21 protein-coding genes are annotated in these 22,204 nt (G+C 31.8%); 7 read left to right on the top strand and 14 right to left on the bottom strand.

Going from position 1 to position 22,204, the window contains the following annotated elements; translation table 11 throughout:
• Nucleotides 1-3: 3 nt before the first annotated feature.
• The 8 genes from pcrA to CD150_RS01160 all read right to left on the bottom strand — a co-directional run bounded on the left by pcrA (nucleotide 4) and on the right by CD150_RS01160 (nucleotide 8,332).
• Nucleotides 4-2,208 carry a DNA helicase PcrA gene (pcrA, locus tag CD150_RS01195; protein ID WP_046207970.1) on the bottom strand — a complete coding sequence of 735 codons (2,205 nt, stop codon included), beginning with the start codon at nucleotides 2,206-2,208 and terminating at the stop codon, nucleotides 4-6.
• Nucleotides 2,205-2,897, bottom strand: a complete 693-nt coding sequence (gene pcrB, locus CD150_RS01190) for a heptaprenylglyceryl phosphate synthase (RefSeq protein WP_073345906.1) — start codon at nucleotides 2,895-2,897, stop codon at nucleotides 2,205-2,207. The genes pcrA and pcrB overlap by 4 nt, the downstream gene beginning before the upstream one ends.
• 295 nt (nucleotides 2,898-3,192) lie before the next feature.
• The gene (locus CD150_RS01185) at nucleotides 3,193-3,495 is read right to left on the bottom strand and encodes a YerC/YecD family TrpR-related protein (RefSeq protein ID WP_046207972.1); all 303 of its coding nucleotides are present in this window, start codon (nucleotides 3,493-3,495) and stop codon (nucleotides 3,193-3,195) included.
• 85 nt (nucleotides 3,496-3,580) lie between these two features.
• The gene (purB, locus tag CD150_RS01180) at nucleotides 3,581-4,876 is read right to left on the bottom strand and encodes an adenylosuccinate lyase (protein ID WP_064209727.1); all 1,296 of its coding nucleotides are present in this window, start codon (nucleotides 4,874-4,876) and stop codon (nucleotides 3,581-3,583) included.
• A 327-nt stretch (nucleotides 4,877-5,203) separates the two neighbouring features.
• Nucleotides 5,204-5,389 (bottom strand): NETI motif-containing protein, encoded by a 186-nt coding sequence (locus tag CD150_RS01175; protein WP_046207974.1) that lies wholly within the window; start codon nucleotides 5,387-5,389, stop codon nucleotides 5,204-5,206.
• Nucleotides 5,386-5,964: a DUF2179 domain-containing protein gene (locus CD150_RS01170; RefSeq protein ID WP_019469590.1), complete on the bottom strand. Its 579-nt coding sequence runs from the start codon at nucleotides 5,962-5,964 to the stop codon at nucleotides 5,386-5,388. Before CD150_RS01170 ends, CD150_RS01175 begins: the two co-directional genes overlap by 4 nt.
• 69 nt (nucleotides 5,965-6,033) lie before the next feature.
• Entirely contained in the window at nucleotides 6,034-6,870 is an 837-nt protein-coding gene (gene nadE / locus CD150_RS01165) for an NAD(+) synthase (RefSeq protein WP_073345911.1), read from the bottom strand.
• A complete protein-coding gene (locus CD150_RS01160; RefSeq protein ID WP_073345914.1) occupies nucleotides 6,863-8,332 on the bottom strand; it encodes a nicotinate phosphoribosyltransferase in 1,470 nt (489 codons plus the stop codon). The genes nadE and CD150_RS01160 overlap by 8 nt, the downstream gene beginning before the upstream one ends.
• A gap of 240 nt (nucleotides 8,333-8,572) precedes the next feature.
• Between CD150_RS01160 and CD150_RS01155 the strand changes: the two genes are divergently transcribed.
• Together CD150_RS01155 and CD150_RS01150 are read left to right on the top strand one after the other, a co-directional pair.
• A complete protein-coding gene (locus tag CD150_RS01155; RefSeq protein WP_073345918.1) occupies nucleotides 8,573-9,640 on the top strand; it encodes a nitric oxide synthase oxygenase in 1,068 nt (355 codons plus the stop codon).
• Between the two features lie 33 nt (nucleotides 9,641-9,673).
• A complete protein-coding gene (locus CD150_RS01150) occupies nucleotides 9,674-10,483 on the top strand; it encodes a prephenate dehydratase (protein WP_046207978.1) in 810 nt (269 codons plus the stop codon).
• A 97-nt stretch (nucleotides 10,484-10,580) separates the two neighbouring features.
• On the opposite strand, the gene CD150_RS01145 is transcribed toward CD150_RS01150, so the two are convergent.
• Together CD150_RS01145 and CD150_RS01140 are read right to left on the bottom strand one after the other, a co-directional pair.
• The gene (locus CD150_RS01145; RefSeq protein WP_073345928.1) at nucleotides 10,581-12,134 is read right to left on the bottom strand and encodes an SLC13 family permease; all 1,554 of its coding nucleotides are present in this window, start codon (nucleotides 12,132-12,134) and stop codon (nucleotides 10,581-10,583) included.
• 132 nt (nucleotides 12,135-12,266) lie between these two features.
• On the bottom strand, nucleotides 12,267-13,349 hold the full coding sequence (locus CD150_RS01140; protein ID WP_073345932.1) for a glycosyl hydrolase family 28-related protein: 1,083 nt from the start codon (nucleotides 13,347-13,349) through the stop codon (nucleotides 12,267-12,269).
• 136 nt (nucleotides 13,350-13,485) lie between these two features.
• On the opposite strand from CD150_RS01140, the gene CD150_RS01135 reads away from it, so the two are divergent.
• The 3 genes from CD150_RS01135 to CD150_RS01125 all read left to right on the top strand — a co-directional run bounded on the left by CD150_RS01135 (nucleotide 13,486) and on the right by CD150_RS01125 (nucleotide 16,550).
• Complete coding sequence (locus CD150_RS01135) at nucleotides 13,486-14,037, top strand: cysteine hydrolase family protein (protein ID WP_073345937.1); 552 nt, start codon at nucleotides 13,486-13,488, stop codon at nucleotides 14,035-14,037.
• Nucleotides 14,038-14,092: 55 nt separating this feature from the next.
• Nucleotides 14,093-15,019 carry a manganese-dependent inorganic pyrophosphatase gene (locus CD150_RS01130; RefSeq protein ID WP_046207982.1) on the top strand — a complete coding sequence of 309 codons (927 nt, stop codon included), beginning with the start codon at nucleotides 14,093-14,095 and terminating at the stop codon, nucleotides 15,017-15,019.
• Nucleotides 15,020-15,170: 151 nt separating this feature from the next.
• Entirely contained in the window at nucleotides 15,171-16,550 is a 1,380-nt protein-coding gene (locus CD150_RS01125) for an aldehyde dehydrogenase (RefSeq protein WP_073345942.1), read from the top strand.
• A gap of 60 nt (nucleotides 16,551-16,610) precedes the next feature.
• On the opposite strand, the gene pglS is transcribed toward CD150_RS01125, so the two are convergent.
• Nucleotides 16,611-17,648 carry a 6-phosphogluconolactonase gene (gene pglS / locus CD150_RS01120; RefSeq protein ID WP_046207984.1) on the bottom strand — a complete coding sequence of 346 codons (1,038 nt, stop codon included), beginning with the start codon at nucleotides 17,646-17,648 and terminating at the stop codon, nucleotides 16,611-16,613.
• A 313-nt stretch (nucleotides 17,649-17,961) separates the two neighbouring features.
• Here pglS and CD150_RS01115 point away from each other — a divergent pair, with 313 nt between their 5' ends.
• Complete coding sequence (locus CD150_RS01115; RefSeq protein WP_073345947.1) at nucleotides 17,962-18,387, top strand: YolD-like family protein; 426 nt, start codon at nucleotides 17,962-17,964, stop codon at nucleotides 18,385-18,387.
• A 186-nt stretch (nucleotides 18,388-18,573) separates the two neighbouring features.
• On the opposite strand, the gene CD150_RS01110 is transcribed toward CD150_RS01115, so the two are convergent.
• Entirely contained in the window at nucleotides 18,574-18,744 is a 171-nt protein-coding gene (locus tag CD150_RS01110; protein ID WP_019469577.1) for a hypothetical protein, read from the bottom strand.
• A gap of 429 nt (nucleotides 18,745-19,173) precedes the next feature.
• Here CD150_RS01110 and CD150_RS01105 point away from each other — a divergent pair, with 429 nt between their 5' ends.
• Complete coding sequence (locus CD150_RS01105; protein ID WP_046207986.1) at nucleotides 19,174-20,214, top strand: C45 family autoproteolytic acyltransferase/hydrolase; 1,041 nt, start codon at nucleotides 19,174-19,176, stop codon at nucleotides 20,212-20,214.
• A 190-nt stretch (nucleotides 20,215-20,404) separates the two neighbouring features.
• Here the strand turns inward: CD150_RS01105 and CD150_RS01100 are convergent, their stop codons facing one another.
• Together CD150_RS01100 and CD150_RS01095 are read right to left on the bottom strand one after the other, a co-directional pair.
• On the bottom strand, nucleotides 20,405-21,256 hold the full coding sequence (locus CD150_RS01100; protein WP_073345951.1) for a DUF4097 family beta strand repeat-containing protein: 852 nt from the start codon (nucleotides 21,254-21,256) through the stop codon (nucleotides 20,405-20,407).
• Nucleotides 21,253-21,813 carry an HAAS signaling domain-containing protein gene (locus CD150_RS01095; protein WP_064209733.1) on the bottom strand — a complete coding sequence of 187 codons (561 nt, stop codon included), beginning with the start codon at nucleotides 21,811-21,813 and terminating at the stop codon, nucleotides 21,253-21,255. The genes CD150_RS01100 and CD150_RS01095 overlap by 4 nt, the downstream gene beginning before the upstream one ends.
• Nucleotides 21,814-22,204: the final 391 nt, after the last annotated feature.

Below are 22,204 nucleotides of genomic sequence, written 5' to 3'. Positions count from 1 at the left end.
GCTTTATTCCCCTTTCTTTTCAATAGGTGCAAATTGAGCAAGCAAACGTTTAGGTCCTTCAGATTTAAAGATAATATCTAATTCAACCGAACCATTTTTTTCATTAACATTACTTACCATACCTTCGCCCCATGATTTATGAATAACTTTGTCACCAACATGCCAATCCGTCGATTGTTGTGCTTTTTTCGAGGATGTCACACGTTTACTATATCCTCTTTTTTCAGGTTGTTTGGTTGCAGATTTAAATCGATTTCCTTGTGCAGTTGCTCGTGATTTATTTTCGTTTTCTAATAAATCTTCAGGTATTTCATTTAAGAATCTTGAAGCCATATTGGACTGCGGTCTTCCAAAAAGCATTCTTGATGTCGCATGCGTTAAATATAACGTTTCTTCAGCACGTGTAATCGCTACATAACAAATTCTTCTTTCTTCTTGCATTTCATGATCATCATCACTTTTTATCGCCCTTATATGTGGAAATAATGATTCTTCCATGCCCATAATAAATACAATAGGAAACTCTAATCCTTTGGCTGAGTGCATTGTCATCAACGTTATGCCATCATCTATTTGCGCTTCGTCTATATCAGCAACTAAAGATAAATCTGTTAAAAAATTGATTAACGACTGTTCTTCTAATGGCGTGTTTTCTTCGTAGTCTTTAGGGACTGACATAAATTCATCTATATTTTCTAACCTACTTCTTGATTCTAATGTTTGTTCTCGTTCCAACATCTCACGGTAACCTGATTTCACCAATACTTCTTCAACGATTTCTGTAATCTCTAAAAATTCTTGTTGTTTAATTAAGTTCTGTATCATGTCATAAAATGAAATACATGCTTGTGTTACTTTTTTAGATAAGCCTATAAAGTCTACTTCTGCTAGTGCATCAAACATACTTATCTCGTTTTGAGCAGCATATGCCTGAATTTTATCTACTGTCGATGGACCTACGCCACGTTTTGGTACATTGATTACACGACGTAAACTGATATCATCATTGCTATTGGCTATTATTCTCAAATAGCTAAGTAGGTCTTTAATTTCTTTACGATCATAGAATTTTTGACCACCAACCATTGTGTATGGAATATTAGATTTCATAAATGTCTCTTCCAACACACGAGATTGAGCATTGGTACGGTATAAGATAGCCATATCTTTATATTTTTTTCCATTACGTTGTTGTTTCATAATTTCCTTAACTACATATTCCGCTTCGTCTCTCTCAGTAGTAGCTTCATAATAGTGAATTTTTTCTCCAGATGTATTACCTGTCCATAATCCTTTGGGTTTACGCTCTGAATTATTTTTGATTACTTCGTTAGCTGCATTTAATATATTTTTAGTTGAGCGATAATTTTGTTCTAAAAATATCGTTTTAGCTTCAGGATAATCTTCTTCAAAGGAAAGTATGTTTTGAATATCAGCACCACGCCAACCATAAATAGATTGATCAGAATCACCAACTACACATAAATTTTTAAATTTAGATGCTAAGAGATTTACTAATGTATATTGTGCTTTGTTTGTATCTTGGTACTCATCGACATGAATGTATTGGAATTTATTTTGATAAAATTCTAACACATCTGGCACACGTTCAAATAATCGAATTGTAACCATGATTAAATCATCAAAATCCAACGCTTCATTTCTTGATAACTGTCTTTGATATCCTTTATACACTGTAGCAACCATTTGTTCATGATATGTTTCAGCATCTTTTTGTGCATCCTCTGGTGTTTTCAATTCATTTTTCAAATTACTTATAGCACCTATAAACATTCTTGGTTCAAACTTTTTACTATCTATATTTTCATTTTTCAACACATCTTTGATAACTGATTTTTGGTCAGTAGGATCAATTATAGTAAAATTACGTTCAATACCAATTCTATCCGCATCTCTTCTCAGTATTCTTACACACATTGAGTGAAATGTTGACATCCATATAACTTGAGCCGGTTCTCCTACTAAAGCTTCCACACGTGCTTTCATTTCTTTTGCTGCCTTGTTTGTAAAAGTAATCGCTAGAATGTTGTATGGGGATACGTCCTTTTCATCAAGCAAGTAAGCTATACGATGAGTTAAAACACGTGTTTTGCCTGAACCCGCACCCGCCATAATAAGTAATGGTCCTTCTGTAGTGCGTACTGCTAAACTTTGTTCATCATTCATCTTATTTACTAATGCATTCATTTATGTGACTCCTTTATCTTAACTGTTTTTAATGCGTTTTTAATGTCTTTATAAACAATATCACCAACGATAATCGTATCAGCAATCGAAGCCATTTCTTCAGCTTCTTCTTGATTACTAATGCCACCACCATAAAATAATTGTGTATCACTTAACATATTTGCAGCTGTCTTTACCTTTTCAACTTCTCCGTATGCACCACTATATTCAAGGTACATAACTGGTAATTTATACATTTCATTAATCATTTGAGCATATGCTTCGATATCTTCATCTGTTAAATTTGTTTCAGCTTGTGTAACTTGTGCTACTTTGCTTTCAGGATTCATGACAACATATCCTTCAAAAACAACTTCTTCAAAATCTATGACATGTCCAAAAGATTTCAATGCTTCTATAAGTACACCGTTATGATATTTTACATCTGTACTATTCAATACAGTCGGTACAAAATAAAAATCAAAACCAGGCATAACACTTTCGATATTGGAAATTTCGAAAACGAGAGGTAAAGGGTATCTTCTCACCCTACTCATCAATTGAATAACATTATCTTCAGTAACATCATCTGTGCCACCTATCATAATTGCATCGGTTTGAGACATACATACCGTCTCTAAATCATCGTCAGAAATCGACTTAGCAGGATCTAATTTAAAAATATGTTTCCATTTTTTAATGTCATACATGATATGTTACTCCTTTTTTAGCATACTTTTGATTATATCATTTTTAACTACTGAGTTCTAAAATGATATAGGATTTTATAATGAATTCTAACATGACATATCAATGGTAAATTAATCATGTTTCTCATTAAATATATTCAAAATTTTTCAGAAAAATAATCGCTTCGTCTCTATTTTATCAATACACTTTAAATTAACAACATAAAAAGCTGTCAGCAAAGAAAGTTTCTTTACTAACAGCTTTACTAATGAAATCATTAAAATTACACTTCGCTACAGTATATAGAATTATTAATTAATCGGCCGTTTCAATATTCATGCGGTCTAGAATCATTGTGTAAGCATCATTTCCCCATTGTAAAGATCTCTTAACACGAGAAATCGTTGCAGTTGAAGCACCAGACTCTTGTTCAATCGTCGCATAAGTATATCCTTGCTTAATCATTTTTGCGACTTGCAATCGTTGAGATAACGATTGAATCTCATTTACTGTACATAAATCGTCAAAGAATTGGTAACATTCTTCTCTGTTTTCTAATGTAAGAATTGCATCAAATAATTCATCTAATGCTTTTCCTCTTAATTTTTCTATTTGCATTAAAAACAACCCCTGTACTTTCATTTTAATCTTAATTCAACGTGCTAATACATTAAAGTGTAACGATTTCATAAATAAATTTCAATTATTCTAATCCTGCACGTTTAAAAATCGTATCAACTTGGTTTAAATGGTGTTTTGGATTGAAACATTCATCTAATTCTTCAGTGCTCAATAAATCTGTAATAGATGAATCTTGTTCAATTAATGTTCTAAATGGTGTTTTTGTTTCCCAAGACTCCATCGCTTTTGGCTGTACTTTATCATATGCTGCTTCACGTGCTAAACCTTTATTTATCAACGCTAATAATACACGTTGCGAATAAATAAGACCAAAAGTTTTATCGATATTTGCTAACATATTATCTTCAAATACAGTAAGTCTTTCTACAATATTTGTAAATCTATTTAACCCGTAATCTAAAGCTATCGTTACATCTGGCAGCATGATTCTTTCTGCAGATGAATGTGAAATATCTCTTTCATGCCATAAAGCTACATTTTCATATGCAGTTGTAATGTATCCTCTGATAACACGAGCAATACCAGTAATATTTTCTGAGCCAATTGGATTACGTTTGTGTGGCATCGCTGACGAACCTTTTTGGCCTTTAGCAAAAGCTTCTTCAACTTCTCTTGTTTCAGTTTTTTGTAAGTTGCGTATTTCCACTGCAAATTTTTCCATAGAAGTACTTATCAACGCTAAAGTAGCTATATAATATGCGTGTCGGTCACGTTGTAACGTCTGAGTAGAAACAGCGGCTGTATCTAAACCTAAATTTTCACAGACATGCGCTTCAATTTCAGGTGGGATGTTTGCAAAAGTCCCTACTGCACCACTCATTTTACCAACTTCTATTTCTTTTCTCACACGCTTAAAACGCTCTAAATTACGTTTCATTTCTGTATACCATAATGCCATTTTGACACCAAATGTTGTTGGTTCCGCATGTACACCATGAGTTCGTCCCATCATTAAAGTATATTTATAATTTTTAGCTTTTTGTGCTAAAACATCAATAAATCTTTCTAAATCTTTTTCAATAATATCGTTTGCTTGTTTAATGACATAACTTAATGCCGTATCAACTACATCAGTTGATGTTAACCCGTAGTGTACCCATTTACGCTCTTCACCTAATGTCTCTGATACTTGTCTTGTAAATGCAACGACATCGTGTCGTGTTTCTTCCTCAATTTCTTTTGCGCGGTTAACATCAACCTTTGCATTCTGACGAATTTTCAATACATCTTCAGCAGGTATATCTCCTAATTTACTCCAAGCTTCACATGCTAGTATTTCTACTTCTAACCAAGCTTCATAGCGATTTTGATCCGTCCAAATATTAGACATTTCTTCTCTAGAATAACGTTCTATCATTAAAATAAGCTCCTATCTTGCGTAAGTTTTAGTTCACAAACTCCAAAAACATGTACATTCTATCAAAAAATACAATTAAAGTTCGTGTTTATTCTTGTCATTATTAGTTTAACAGAATTGATCATAAATGTATAAGTCTTTTCTATCTTCTTTATAGAAATTTTAACACGTTTTATCAAAAGCCGTGCATAAAAACCTTATTCTCCTCAAGATTTATCATTTTATATTAATTTGCGATTATATGATAAAAAAATCGTTGACCTGAGATTTCTATCTCTGCCAACGATTACATTTATATATCTAACACTAAGTATCTGTTTTAAACGATTATTCTATTAATTTTCCAACAAATTGAATTTCTTGCCTGTATACTTCATATTTACCATCTTTATTTTCTTTATAAATTGGTTTTTCAAAGCGTTTAATAGGCATATATCCAGCATCTCGCATACGTTGCAAACAAGCTTGTATCGTTTCGTTTTCTTCTACTTTAAACTTTTGCTGCTTTTTCATATACTTTCCACTTTATCTGGATCATATTGTTTAAGTTTCTTGCTACGCACACCTTTAACCCAAAAACCACCGTGAATTGTTCTTGGTTCATATGCGATGATAAACGCTTTTTCATCAATTTGCTTAATGGTTTCTATCAATTTCAGCTCAAAACGTCTTGGTGTTAAAATTTGTAAAATTAACCTCGTACCATCTCTACCATAAGCAGTATTATGTGTAACACCATAACCTAAATCCCTCAATTGCTTTGGTAAATCTAATTCATATTCAGATGAAGTAACATTCACAACTGTATAGCCAAGCGCTAATTTCTCTTCAATTTTCATTCCTACAATAATACCGATTGAAAACCCAAATGCATATGCAAAGACATTTTGAATTTGATCTAAACTAGACATAACCATTCCCAAACCGATAACGTATACTAAAACTTCTAAGAAACTTACCACTGCTGCAACATAACGATAACCTTTGAGTGTTAAAATCGTTCTCATTGTCAAACAAGTTACATAAGCAACATTAATAATAAAAATAGCTAAAACCATTAACCATGGATTAGAAGTAATTACTGACATGTTCATTTCCCTTTCTTTCTCATTAAATTCAAATTATTTTATCAGTAACTTATTATTTTGTCACTAAAATCATTCGAAATCTGATTGATTTTTCGGCCATGTATATCTTGTGTAAGCTAATTCTCTTTTATGTGCATTTTTAATATAATGATTTTCTATGATAGCTTTTGCTTCTTTTGGCACTTCTTTTCCTTCTAAATAATCATCTATACGAGCATAACTAACACCAAGTGCATCTTCATCTGGTAATTGTGGTTTGTTTTCTTCTAAATCAGCAGTTGGTACTTTTTCATATAAATGTGCTGGAGCATCTAAATATGCTAAGATTTGTCGCCCTTGACGTTTATTCAAACCAAATAACGGTGCGATATCTGCTGCACCATCGCCATATTTTGTAAAAAATCCAGTCAAGTTTTCCGCTGAGTGATCAGTACCCACAACAATTCCTTGTTGATTGGATGCAATCGAAAATTGTGCTTTCATACGTTCTCGTGCTTTTTCATTCCCTTTTTGGAAATCCGTCAACACAATTCCAGCTTCTTTTAGCGATTCTACACTTTGATCTACTGAAGGTTTAATGTTGACTGTAATTGTTCGATCCGGTTGTATAAACTTCAAAGCATCTTCAACTTCATCTGCATCTTTTTGTTCGCCATATGGTAATTTAACTGCAATAAATTGACAATCAATATCTTTTTCTTTTAATTCATTTATCGCAATTTGACATAGCTTGCCAGCTAAAGTCGAATCTTGCCCACCTGAAATACCTAAAACCAATGATTTAATAAATGAATGAGATTGGATATAATTTTTAATAAATTGAATAATATTACGCGTTTCTAATTTGCTATCAATGCTGGGCTTGACTTTCATTTCTCTTACGATAATATCTTGAATTTCACTCATTTTCTTCTTCCATCTCCTTCACATGTTCTGCCACTTCAAATATACGTTTATGTTTATTTTCCCAACATTCTGTACTTAAATCAACTGGGTACTCCTGAGGATTAAGATGACGCTTGTTCTCATCCCATAAGTACGAAAGACTTTTAGTCAAATAGTTTTGTGCTTTCTTTTCATTTGGTAAATCATAAACGAGTTCACCTTCTTTAAAAATATCATGGTGTAACGGCTTGGCTATAAAGGATTTTATAAATTTCATCTTATACGTATGTACAGGATGGAACAATTTAAGCGGAGACTCATCATAAGGATCTTCATGCGCTAACGTGATATAGTCTCCCTCAGCTTTGTTTGTTTTCTTATTAATAATACGATAGACGTTTTTCTTTCCTGGTGTAGTTACCTTTTCTGCATTGTTTGATAGCTTTATTCGGTCTACATAATTGCCTGAAGCATCTTCTACTGCCACAAGTTTGTATACTGCACCTAAGGCAGGCTGATCGTAACCAGTAATTAATTTAGTACCAACACCCCATGAATCAACCTTTGCACCTTGCGATTTCAAGCTTGTAATCGTTTGTTCATCTAAATCATTTGATGCAATAATTTTAGTTTCAGTAAATCCTGCATCATCTAACATGCGACGTGCTTCTTTTGATAAATAAGCGATATCACCAGAATCTAAACGTATACCAACAAAGTTAATTTCATCACCAAGCTCTTTAGCAACTTTTATCGCTGTTGGTACACCAGATTTCAAAGTATGAAAAGTATCAACTAAGAACACGCAATCTTTATGGCGTTCTGCATATTTTTTAAATGCAATATATTCATCACCATAAGTTTGAACCATTGCATGCGCATGCGTTCCTGATACTGGTATGCCAAAAAGTTTTCCAGCGCGCACATTACTCGTTGAATCAAATCCACCAATATATGCTGCTCTTGCACCCCACAAAGCAGCATCTGCTTCTTGTCCACGTCTTGTTCCAAATTCCATTAATGTGTCATTTGGCGCTACTTGTTTTATTCTACTTGCTTTCGTAGTAATTAGCGTGTGAAAATTCACGATATTTAACAACATCGTTTCAATTAATTGTGCTTGGATAAGTGGTGCTTCTACGCTTAATAAAGGTTCATTACCAAAACATAATTCTCCTTCTTGCATAGAACGAATATTACCAGTAAATTTCATATCTTTTAAATATTCTAAAAAGTCTTCTTGATAACCAATGGATTTTAAATATTTAATATCCGATTCTGAAAAATGAAAGTTATTGATATAAGCAATCACTCGTTTCAATCCATTAAACACTGCATATCCGCTGTTGAAAGGCATATTTCTAAAATATAAATCAAATACAGCATTTCTTTCATGAATCCCGTCATTCCAATAACTCTCCGCCATATTTATTTGATATAAATCATTATGTAATACTAATGTATCATCCTCAAATTGGTACACCGCTATCTCTCCTATCGGCTTTTTCATTAGTTTAACACAAAAAATTAAACGTTTATATCTGAAATGAATTTATCCATATTACTTCAAACATAACGCATCATAATATTAAATATAATTTTGTTATTTAATTATTATTTAGTTAGTAGTAAATTCAAAATAGTAGCGACAAAATCATGACAATTCTATAATTAAACATTAAAAATAGAAAAAATACCGTATAATGTGTGCGAGGTGTTTTATATGTTAAATGAAGCTAAATCATTTATTCAAACAATGTATAAAGAATTAAATTATAACGAAAATACTATTTTAAAACGAATTAATCAGATAGAAACACAAATTAACTTAACTGGTACGTATAAACATACTAACGAGGAACTTGTATATGGTGCTAAGATGGCTTGGAGAAATTCAAATCGTTGTATAGGACGTGCATTCTGGGACTCATTAACCGTCAATGATGCAAGACATATCCAGACTGAACAAGAATTTATAGATGCAATAGAAAATCATATTCAATTCGCTACAAATGGAGGAAAAATAAAACCATGTATCACTATTTTTGATGCTCAACATCCTCCAAAAATATATAATAATCAACTTATCAGATATGCAGGTTATGAAGACGTAGGTGACCCTTCCGAACTAAAAATCACCCAATTAGCCGAACATTTAGGTTGGCAAGGCAAACATACAGATTTTGACATTTTACCTTTAATTTATAAAATTCCTGGTGAATCGTTAAAGTTTTACAATTATCAACCTGAAATGATAAAAGAAGTGCCTATTACCCATGATCGTTTTCCAAAATTAGAAAAGCTTGGGCTAAAATGGTATGCCGTACCAATTATATCTAACATGGACTTAAAAATTGGTGGAATCACATATCCAACCGCACCGTTCAACGGCTGGTACATGGTAAATGAAATTGCGGTGCGAAATTTTACTGATTCATATCGCTACAATTTACTAGAAACCGTTGCAGAAGCTTTTGAATTTGATACACTAAAGAATAATTCTTTTAACAAAGATAGAACCTTAGTCGAATTGAATTATGCAGTATATCATTCTTTTAAAAATGAAGGCGTATCAATGGTTGATCATCTAACTGCGTCAAAACAATTTGAAAGATTTGAAAAAAACGAACGGAAAAATGGAAGAGATGTAACCGGAAAATGGTCTTGGTTAGCACCATCTTTATCTCCAACTTTAGTATCTAATTACCATCACGGGTATAAAAATGAGATGAAAGAACCGAATTTCTTTTATAAAAAACAATCATCTGTTTCTGGGTGTCCTTTCCATTAATTTTTAACACATATATACAAGGGGTAACGTCACATGAAATTATATTATTTAGGTCCAAAAGGAACATTTTCATATTTAGCGGCAAAACAATATCTATCAGAATCTGAGTTCGAATATACGTCTAAATCTAATTTGTATGAAGTCGTTACTGCTGTCTCAGAAGATAATCATAGTATTGCTGTCGTGCCTATCGAAAATTCAATTGAAGGTACAATCAATATTGTTGCCGATGCCTTAACACAACAAAATATTTATGCACAGGGAGAAATACATTTAGATATACAATTTGCTTTATATGGCCCTGAAAATGCAACAGTCAATGATATATCAAAAGTTTATTCAATAAGCCCAGCAATTAGTCAAACGAGCCAATATATACAACAACATAAGTTCACATATGATTATGTAGATAGCACGATACAAAGTTTAGAAAAAATAACCAACCAAGTGGGTGCAATCGCACCTTTAGGTAGTGGGGAAACTTATGGCTTTCAACCTATAGAACAAAACATTCAAGACTTCCCTCACAATGTCACACGTTTTTTAGTCGTAAGTAACCAGCCACAACATTCGGACAATGCTAGTGACACAATGTTACTCATTACACCACAATTTGATAAACCAGGCTTACTTGCAAGTATTTTAAACACTTTTGTGCTTTTTAACATCAACTTATCTTGGATTGAGTCTAGACCTTTAAAAACACAGCTGGGCATGTATCATTTTTTCGTCCAAGCAGATACTGGGTTAACAGAAGCGTTATCGAAAGTCATTAAAATCTTGAACACTTTAGATTTTCAAGTTACAATCATTGGATCTTTCAATAAGTTAAATCACGATTAATTCAGAAAGTAAAATTCAAAAACTTATCATGATATGATACTTCAAAAATAATAGAGCCTGAGAAATTTAATTGTCTCAGGCTCTATTACGCTTTGATTTATTTTAATGGTAATGGTTTGGTAATATCTATACCTAATACTGGTGGTACTAAGAAATAAACTACTAACACAATAACAATAATACTCAACAAGTTAACCCAAAATCCAACTGACGCCATTTTTTTAATGCTAATCCTTCCAGTTCCAAATACAATAGCATTTGGTGGTGTGCCAACTGGTAACATATAAGCACAATTAGCGGCCATAGCAGCAGGTACCATGAGTAGTAGCGGATGTACATTAACTGCAACAGAAAGTGTTGCAAGTATAGGTAAAATCATAGTCGCAGTAGCTGTATTCGAAGTTATTTCTGTTAAAAACAACACAAATATTGTTATGACAAGAACGATAATTAATGGACTAACACCTTCAATCAACTTTAATTGTTCACCTAACCATTTCGCTAAGCCACTCTCTGAGATACCTTTAGCAAGTGCCAAACCTCCACCAAACAAAATGAGTACGCCCCATGGCAAGTCTTTGGCAACATTCCAATCAATAATTCGCGTATGTTGTTCTTTATTTTTAGCCGGTATTAAAAATAATAATACAGCTATAAACATGGCTATTGTACCGTCTGCCACTTCTGAGGTGAACGACCAATTTTTCAATAAGAATTCTCTACTAATCCATAACAAACTTGCTAATATAAAAATTGCTTGTACCACTTTTTCTTCGTATTTCATTTTTCCTAATTCATCTAATTTTTTCCTAATTAAGTTCTGACCGCCTGGCAGTTCTTTCATATCATGTTTAAATGCAACATAACGTAGATACAACCATACTAAAATCAATAGTACAATGACTGTAGGTACGCCAATGACCATCCATTTAGCAAAGCTTATTTCCTCACCAAATGCAGATTGATATTGGCCTTTAAGGATAATAAGTGGAGGCGTTCCGATCAAAGTTCCTAAACCACCAATGGTTCCTGCATACCCAATGGCTAACACTAGCGATTGTTCAAATTTACTGATGCTTGTAGCATTCATTTCTTCCCCTTTTAAATCATTTGCTTCTTTAATAATCGCTAAACCTATCGGTATCATAATCATCACAGCTGCAGTATTAGAAACAAACATAGATAAGAATCCTGTCGCTATCATAAAACCTAATAAAATCTTTCCAGTACTTGTACCTAGAATACTAATGATTGTTAAGGCAACACGTGTATGTAAATTCCATCTTTCCATAGCAATAGCTAATATAAATCCACCTAAAAATAGAAAAATAATATCATTACCATATTGAGCAGATACTTCTTCTGGGCTAAGTACATGTCCAACAGGCAATAAAATTAATGGCAACAAACTAGTTGCAGCAATTGGTATTGCTTCAGTAATCCACCAAATAGCGATCCAAATAGTAATCGCTAATACAAAAACGCCTTTATACGATAAATTTTCAGGTTCAAAAGTTAACAATGTCAAAATAAATAGTAGTGGCCCTAAAATCAACCCTGTAAGCTGTCCCGCATTATAAGATTTATTTTTTTTAGAAAAAAATGTTAAATACTGCGAACGCCTAAATTCCCCTTTGTTTATATTATTCATAATGATTCCCCCCGATTTCAATTGCTTTCTGAATTTTCTAACTTTATCACTCTTTAACATAATATAATTTCTATTAAATTACAATATGTTTTATATTGTGTTTTAATTCAGAACTACTAAAATAAAGAATCATTATTTTATATTTATTTTTTTAACGCTTATATTTTCCTGATTTGAGAGATACAAATCTTCTATATCTTTTAAATAAAGTCTTTGCTGCTTATTGTCATAATAATTCTGTGCTATAAATATATTGTTGTGTTTTACGTTATTATAGCTTTGCACTCGAATGGCATCTTTAGACATATGACCTATAAAATGATTATGATAAATATTTAAATTACTTCCAGATTGCGTTGGTCTTGCTTTACCTGTAAGATCTTGTGCATTTTTTCCATCTTTCACTGCTAAAAATCGAATCCCTCCTCCACAATTTTTAAATATATTATCATGGATAAAAGTATCTTTTGATTTTAAAGGTGTCAGTGCGTATTGGTTGATACCTTCAAATGTATTAAAACGAATGTGTATATTTTCGTAAAATTGATTAAATCTACTCGCATGGGATCCAATTGCTCTATTCCAAGCCCCCATTGTTGGTGTCTTTGAATTTCCAAAATAACAATTTTCAATAATTACATTTTTAGTTATCGTACCATCCGTGGCACCAAATTTTGGAAAAGCACCTTTTACTTGTATATCAATTTGTACCGCTTCTGAAAATAACCTTTCTCCTTTATCGTCTTTAAATCCTAAAAATTCGCAACCATTTATATATAGGCCATTAATGCCGCATGCATCTATTGCATGGCCTCCAACAACATCTTTAAATGTTACGCCTAAAATTTGAATATTTTGAGCATGCCCCATGCACATTGCTGTATTGTTATATGGATACTCATAACCATTCATATCCAATGTTCCACCAGCAATGCAGATTTCACTATTACCTTCATATCCATAATAAGATTTCAGCCATCTACCATTTTTCAATAAAGTATCTTTGCCTACTCTTTTTAATACTGCTTCGTCGTCCAATATCAAAGTAGTTGAATCATATATTACCAACGGTCTACGAATATGATACTCTCCCTTAGGAATATAAATTGTTGTGTTTTTGTGTTTTCTAGCGTATTTTAACGCTTTTTGAATCGCGCGTGTATCTGCCCTTCTATGCTTACCTCTTAGGCCGAACTGCATTGCATTAATTATCATTAGTAATTCTTCCTCCCCACTTAATACTTTATAATAAACTAATAGTTCGTTTTTCAAACGCTTTAAATGCACCTTTAATGATTTATGTACTTAGTATATAATAACTATAATCTTAATTTTGGGAGTGTTACATTAGATGAAAAATAGCGCGCTTATTATTGTTGACTATTCAAATGATTTTGTTGCTGATAATGGTAAATTAACTTGTGGCCTTCCGGGTCAACAAATTGAAAGTTATATTGTTGAAAGAATTGAAGCATATAATAAAAAACAGTCTAATATCTTTTTTCTTATGGACTTACATTATGAAGAAAATAGCTATCATCCAGAAAACAATCTTTTTCCACCTCATAATATAATTGATACCACTGGAAGAGAACTTTACGGTAAAGTAAATGATATTTATCAAAATATCTTATTTAATGATCATGTGCATTATTTAGATAAAACACGTTATGATTCATTTTGTGGTACCCCCTTAGACATTATGTTACGCGAACGTAACATTACGCATTTAGAAATTGTTGGTGTATGTACAGATATTTGCGTGCTGCACACCGCAATCACTGCTTACAATTTGGGATATACTATTTCAATTTCTCATAAGGGTGTCGCTTCTTTTAATCCAACAGGGCATCAATGGGCATTAGATCATTTTAAAAATTCATTAGGTGCTGAAGTAGAATAACAATAGAAAATCATGATAAAATAAAATTAAATAAAAAATTAAGGAGAATTAAAACATGGCAAAAACTTATATTTTCGGTCATAAAAATCCAGATACAGATGCAATCTCATCAGCTATTATTATGGCAGATTTTGAACAACAAACAGGAAATACAGACGCAACACCTTATCGTTTAGGCGAAGTAGGACCTGAAACTCAATATGCATTAAATCATTTTAATGTAGACACACCAGAATTACTTAGTGATGATTTAAATAATCAAAACGTTATCTTAGTTGACCATAATGAATTCCAACAAAGTGCTGATACAATTGATAAGTCGTCAATTCAACATGTCGTTGACCATCATAGAATTTCAAACTTTGAAACTGCAGGACCATTATATTACCGTGCTGAGCCAGTAGGTTGTACTGCAACAATCTTATACAAAATGTACAAAGAACGTGGTTTTGAAATCAAACCTGAAATTGCAGGTTTAATGATTTCTGCTATCATTTCAGATAGCTTACTATTTAAATCACCAACTTGTACACAAGAAGATATTGACGCTGCTGAAGCTTTAAAATCAATTGCAGATGTTGACTTAGAATCTTATGGTTTAGAAATGTTAAAAGCAGGTGCTTCAACAACTGACAAAACTGCATCTGAGCTATTAAATATGGATGCAAAATCATTTAATATGGGTGACTATATTACACGTATCGGTCAAGTTAATACCGTAGATATTGATGAAGTATTCCAACGTCAAGAAGAGTTAGAAAAAGCAATGTTAGAAGTAAGTACAAATGAAAAATATGATTTATTTGTACTGCTTGTAACTGATATCATCAACAGTGATTCTAAAATTTTAGTTGTTGGTGCTGAAAAAGATAAAGTAGGCAACGCATTCAACGTTAAACTAGACAATAATACTGCATTTTTACCAGGTGTTGTATCTCGTAAAAAACAAGTTGTACCACAAATTACAGAAGCTTTAAGCTAATCTCATACTTTATCAATATATAACACTATATAGTAAAAACTTAAATAGTTTACTATATAGAAAAACTGGGACATAATAATAATTATGTTCCAGTTTTTTTATCCATCTTTTTAAACTATCTAAATCATCAATATACTAGGAGGAATAATATTTGAATTCAATAGAACAATCTTTCCACAATAGTAAACAATATTTTAATACTCATGAAACCAAATCACTTAAATTTAGAAAAAAACAACTCAAACAGTTAAGTAAGAGTATTAAAAGTTATGAAAATGACTTACTTGAAGCTTTTCAAAAAGATTTAGGTAAAAATAAAGTAGAAGCCTACGCAACTGAGATTGGCTTTACATTAAAAAATATTAAATCAGCTCGTAAAGAACTAAAAAATTGGTCCAAAACCAAACAAGTCAATACACCCTTATTTATGTTTCCTACCAAAAGTTACATTATGAAAGAACCTTATGGCACAGTGCTAATTATTGGACCTTTTAATTATCCATTCCAATTGTTAATAGAACCGTTGATTGGTGCAATTGCTGCAGGGAACACTATAATACTAAAACCCTCTGAATTCACACCGAATGTATCTGATGTCATACAGCAAATCATTTCCGACGCCTTTGATCCTGAGTATATTAATATCATTCAAGGAAATGCTGATACAACTCAGTCTTTACTTCATTTACCTTTTGATTATATTTTCTTCACAGGTAGTGAACAGGTTGGACGCATCGTATATAGCGCTGCAAGCAAAAACTTAACGCCTGTAACTTTAGAATTAGGTGGAAAGTCACCTGCAATCATTGACGAAAGTGCAAATATTAAAGTTGCAAGTGAACGTATTTGTTTTGGTAAGTTTACAAATGCTGGACAAACTTGTGTTGCACCGGATTACTTACTGGTAAATCGTAAAGTAAAAGATGAGCTCATCAGTGCATTAAAAAAGACAATAACTGAATTTTATGGTACAAATATTCAAGATAGTCCAGACTTTGGACGTATTGTAAACAAAAAACATTATCACCGTTTAAATGAATTGTTAAATATTCATCACCCTGAGATTACTTTTGGTGGTCAAACTGATATTGATGAAAATTTTATTGCACCTACTATCTTAGACGGTACTACTTTCGATTCAAAAATTATGGAAAATGAAATTTTCGGACCAATTTTACCTATTATAGCTTACGATGATTTTGACGAAGCAATTGATTTAATACGTACTAAACCTAAACCACTTAGCCTTTATTTATTTAGTGAAGATGAAAACAGTTCAGAGAGAATACTAAATGAATTATCCTTTGGTGGTGGTGCAATCAATGATACCTTAATGCATTTAGCAAACCCTAATTTACCTTTTGGTGGTGTTGGTGCTTCCGGTATAGGAAAATACCATGGAAAATATTCTTTTGATACTTTTAGTCATGATAAATCATATATTTTTAAATCTACAAGGTTGGAATCAAGCCTATTGTTCCCTCCTTACAAAGGAAAATTTAAATATATTAAAGCATTCTTCAACAAATAATATTTTAATATAGTAAATCCCGAAAACTAAGCTAAGTTTTCGGGATTTTTATCATTTATTTTATTTTAAAAACTGAACACAAACACCTTCTGGTGCATTTTTGTTGTCATCTGCTTTCTCTAATTTTCCAGTAACTTTGTCTCTCTTAAATACAACAACTTCATAATCACCCTCTTGGTGGGCGCAAACTAAGAAGTCATCTGATCCAGTAATATTAAAATCACGAGGAAATGCTCCTCCACTTGCCACTATATCTACGAGTGAAATTGTTGAGCCATTGTCTCCAAGTTTGAAGATAGCAATACTATCATGTCCTCTATTACTAATATATAAGAACTTTTGATCGTGAGATAATCTTACTGCAGCTAACTTGGTTGCACCTTCAAAATTTTCGGGTATTGTTGCATGGCGCTCAATTTCTGAGAATTCACCATTTTCGTATTCCATAACACTTACAATATTTGATAATTCGTGTACAACATAAGCGATTTTCCCATTTTCATGGAAAGCAATATGCCGTGGTCCATCTCCTGGCTCAAAGTCATATACTGCATATTCACTGTATCCATTATCTCCAAATTCATACGTTACAATCTTATCTGTCCCTAAATCCATAGCCACCACATATTTTTCATCTGGTGTTATACCAAGGTAATGGACATGAGGTTGTTCTTGTCTTTCTAAAGGACCTGTTGGGTAATCATGTGTTAACTCTTGAATTAAACGAATAACTTCACCAGTAGTCGGATTCGCTTCATAAATACGAGCCAGTCCTGCACCATAAACTGCTTCAAAAATGTATTTTCCATTTGGCGAAACTGAAACATAACATCCGCTACCTTTTGTTGAAGCTAAACATTTATTAATAAAGCTAATTTTGCCATCTTGGTCTATTTTAAAACTTGCGATACCACAGTCTTCGCCTTCACGTGTGACAGCATATAAAAATGAGTCATGCTGATTCACGTATGTTGATGCTTCTAATTCATAACCTGTTTCTACCTCAACAATCGTTCCTGTTTGTTCATCTAATTCGAAACGGTAAATGCCCTTCCCCTCTTTTTTCGTATATGAACCGATATATCCTACTGTAGTCATGTAAACCCCTCCATATAATGATACTTTCATTTTAATAAATATTAATGCTAAATGACAATATAATGGTTTTAGTGCTAATACGCGTTTATACATCATCCCATTGTAACCTATATGACAAAAAGTAACTTTTACTTTTATTAAACTAATTTATCTTAATTAAACATATCATTTTCTAGCTTTCACTTTAATTATTATCTGCTTTCTTTTATAAATCAGGTCAGTTTTCAGACGTTACACTAACATTTTACTAAATATTGAAAAATAACTTGCAATAATACGAACAAATGTTCTATCATTGAATTGAGGTGATTAGATGCTTTCAAATGAATATAATAATAAAGAAACTGATTATAGAAAAATACCTAGGGAAAAATTAAATCCTAATATTCCACAAGGACGTGGAATGGTTAAGTGGGCACCATTTACAACGTTACCCGAACAATTTGAGGCAGTACAACAACATATCATTGATCAAAATAAAATTGACCGTCCTATTTTATCAGACGATCAATTAAATGAACTTAATATTCAACTACATCAAGCACTACATGCAAATATACCAGTGGATATCGAATATTATAAGAATGGTTGGCTAGAATATATCACATTGGAAATTAAAAATATTGATATGCTTCATATGTACTTAGAGGGATATCCACTTGCCAATTCAAACACAATAAAGCTATCACTTTTTGATATCACAAACATAAACCTAAAGCATCAACCAACATCGTACTAAAAGTCAGTTATTGCACACATGTCATTCGCAGTCCTTCGACTGCATAAGCCTCCGTAGCATCTGCTTTCGGCAGTTCTTTTACTTTGGTTCGCAGTCTTCCGACTGCATAAGCCTCCGTAGCATCTGCTTTCGGCAGCTGAACGGAGGCTAAAAAAAATAGAACACTTAAAAGTGTTCTATCAGTAATTAATTATTAGATTCGATGTCTGAAACGATTTCTTTTGTTTTATTTTCGATATCTTCAAAGTCTTTTTTGAAGATATAAGCGAATACAACAGCACCTATTCCTGCTGCTAACGATACAGTAAGAATTGTACCGAATACAAATTTAAATAAACCTTTAATAAAATTCCACATTCTGTTTCACCTCAATAATTTATTAACATGTCTAACAATTATGATAGCATACTTAAAGACATCAATAAATATATACCCTTTTTCAAATAAATTATTCTAAGGATTCATAATATAAAATTACATTATAAATATACTAAATAACCATTATAACTTAATTAGTTTGAAAAGAATTGGAATTTAATAACCATTTGAAGTAAACATGATACTACTATAAAATAATCATTAGATATTAATTACCCCACCAAGTTGATAGAGCATCTCTTAATTGTCCATAGTAATTTAACATAATCATCACCTCATTCAACTAAATTAAGATTTAGTTTTAAAAGTTAATTTTATGATAACTTCCACAGAACAGTAATACAATTAACATGACGTTACAATGAGATAACATTATTGTAAGGTTACACTTAACATAGGAGTTTTTTTATGCAAAAAGTACAATCAGATATTTTAACGCACCGAGGATCACATTTTGATTTAGGCGTCAAAACTGCTAAATGGATGCAGCAAACACCAATGCTAAAAAATAGAGAAAAAGAATGGAAAAAACGCATGCCTAGATTTGATATAAATATTAAAGAAACATATGAAATTTTCCAAATATATGCCCCACAAATTTGGGAAGAAATAAAAGGTATGCAAGAAGTTTTGAATCTCCCTACCAAACAAATGATATTAAACTTCGGACATTACCGTTTTACACCATTAAAAAATAGCGGTTGCACTGTCTTTTTAGGAAATGATTACATGGTACGCAATTACGACTACCATCCTGCCACTTATGATGGACGATATTTATTATTTCAACCAAATGATGGTGGTTTAGCACAGGTTGGGCCAACTTCGCGTGTAACTGGAAGAATGGATGGAATGAACGAAGCTGGGCTGTCTATGGGTTACAATTTCATGCACCGTAAACATCCTGGAGACGGTTTTGTATGTTATATGATAGGTAGAATTATTCTACAGTATTGTAAAACTGTACCAGAAGCAATACAACTATTAAAGGAAATCCCACATAGAAGTTCATTTAGCTACATTGTTATGGATAAAAATCTAGATCATGCAATTATTGAAGTTACACCCCGTTCAATTAACGTGCGCTATGACCAAACTTGTACGAATCACTTTAAATTATTAACACATGAAAATAGAAATTATACAGCAGAATCAGAGGCGCGTTTAGAACGGCTTATTAAACATAAACCAGCACACCTAAATAAAGCAGAAGCTTTTAAATTATTTAATAACCCTCAATATAACATTTATAGCAAGCTTTTTAGAAGTTGGTCAGGAACAATACATACGAGTATGTATGAACCACAGACTTTAACTGCATATATTGCAATCGGTGAAAATAAACATCCGACCAAAATAAACTTTGCAAACTGGCTTAATGGACAAGCTTTATCTACAGACACACTTTTTGGTCAATTAGATACCGAATTAACCTTTGCAACTTATTAGACTATACAAAAGGAGTGAAACAGAGAACTAATTTTATTAAAAAGATTTTATTGTCTCTCTCCTAGCAATGATGATTAAAATCGAAAAAAGTACAAAATGAGTACCTGCGCTGAATCTTATACATAAGGCTCACTAACAATATGAAAAAATCTGGGACGAGTCAATGATGTCCCAGATTCTATAAAAGTAATTAATCAATCACTATATCTCCGTCAGTGGTATATAACTCTAAAATATTATCCCCATTTCCTATTTTTTGATTCACAAAATGCTTATTGTTAACTTTTTCATCTCCATGAAATGGATATAACTTTAGAAGTGTATTTTTCGGCGCCTCTTTATAACTAATATTAATATCACCTTTTTTAGCAGAAGCCTTAAAATTTGAATCGATTTCTGTATTAGATAAGTTTATGCTTCCATTATTTACTAATAACACAGACGCTTGGATAAGAGTATTTTCACTATTTATTCTGGCATTTTCAGTTTTGATATTAGCATTATTTATTTCACTATTTTTAAACGTTATAGCTGAATTTAGCCCTTTATACCTTAACTTTTCAAACTTAGATTCATTTACAAACACCTTACCTCCATTTTTATGCTTTTTTGAAAAATCTGCATCATTTACATTTAATTGTTTAACCGTTATAGTGTTATATTTACTTGAAACATGCAGTTCATTTAATTTTTCTTCAGGTAAAGTGATAATTAAGTTATCCTCAAAGTTTCTAAAAGGATTGTAATTTAAACCATAATGGTTTTCTAGTTTTTCAGTCTCTTTAACTTTCAACGTTTTATCATGATTGCTAATATCAAGATTTCTTTTACCTTTATATCTCACTGACGTTTTATCTCCAGCTTTAATTAAAACTTTACAATTTTCAGTTAAAACATCTAAATTTTTAATATCTTTAGAATCTAATACTTTATTAACACTATTTAATTTTTCATTTTGCTTTTCAAAACCGAACCATGTAACACTTCCTAAAAGAAAGCACGTTATAAATAAAGTTAATCCACCTAAAAATAACCGCTTCATAAATCTACACTTCCTTTAATTGTTCGGATATTCCATCTTAAGTATTTTAAAATTAAACGATAAACAAGTTGAGCTAGTTTAGCTATAATTACAAATAAAACAATACCTAACCCTGTAAAAGAAAAAGCAAAAAAATAATTACTTATCGCAAGACTAATCATGTGATTCAATAATCCATGAACAATTAACAATATAGGGCTAATAGTTAAGAAAAACGCAACGAGTAATAAGCCACACATAAATACAGCTAATATTACCATAGGTATCAAAATAATAATTAATGACAAAATCCCCATACCTAGAGAAGCCATTATTGCTCTGACAATATTTTTAGTACTTGGTCTATATTCGGCAGATACAATAGCATTTTTTGCCATTATCTGTTTACCAATCTGCTTTGGCGATTCTAAAGCTCCAATGATTTGGTATTCATTTTTCCCATTGTTTTCTTGTTCAAAAAAATACTGCTCATATTCATACATCACTTTATCTCGTTCGTTTCGAGGTAGGTTTTCTAATTCTTGTTCTAACGCATTTAAAAATGTGATTTTATCCAAGTTATCTACCGCCATTCAAATTGTAAGATTTCATCGATTTCTATTTCAATTCAAAACATGGCAAACCGATAAGGCATGTCATTACCAAATTTAATAATACAAATTTCAACGCTCTAATTTCATCATTTCTATGTATAACAAACACTTTAATATATTCATCATCTAAATGTTGCGTTAAGATTATTAAGTAAACATAATCTAACATATCAAAGATTCAATGATTAAATATAATAAATTTAATGTTTAAATATTATTAGTTAAAAACTAATATCAAAAAGTTATGTAATCCAATGTTGTTTTACACTATTCATACTAAATTAATATAGCATAATCATTTAGTATTTTCATTTAAAACAAATATTAAAACTTATTACTTTTCTAAGTATTAAAA

Origin of the sequence: Staphylococcus ureilyticus (assembly GCF_002902235.1) — a bacterium.
GTDB lineage: Bacteria > Bacillota > Bacilli > Staphylococcales > Staphylococcaceae > Staphylococcus > Staphylococcus ureilyticus.
The sequence above is the reverse complement of the archived record's forward strand: the minus strand, read 5'-3'. Positions and strand labels throughout refer to the sequence as shown.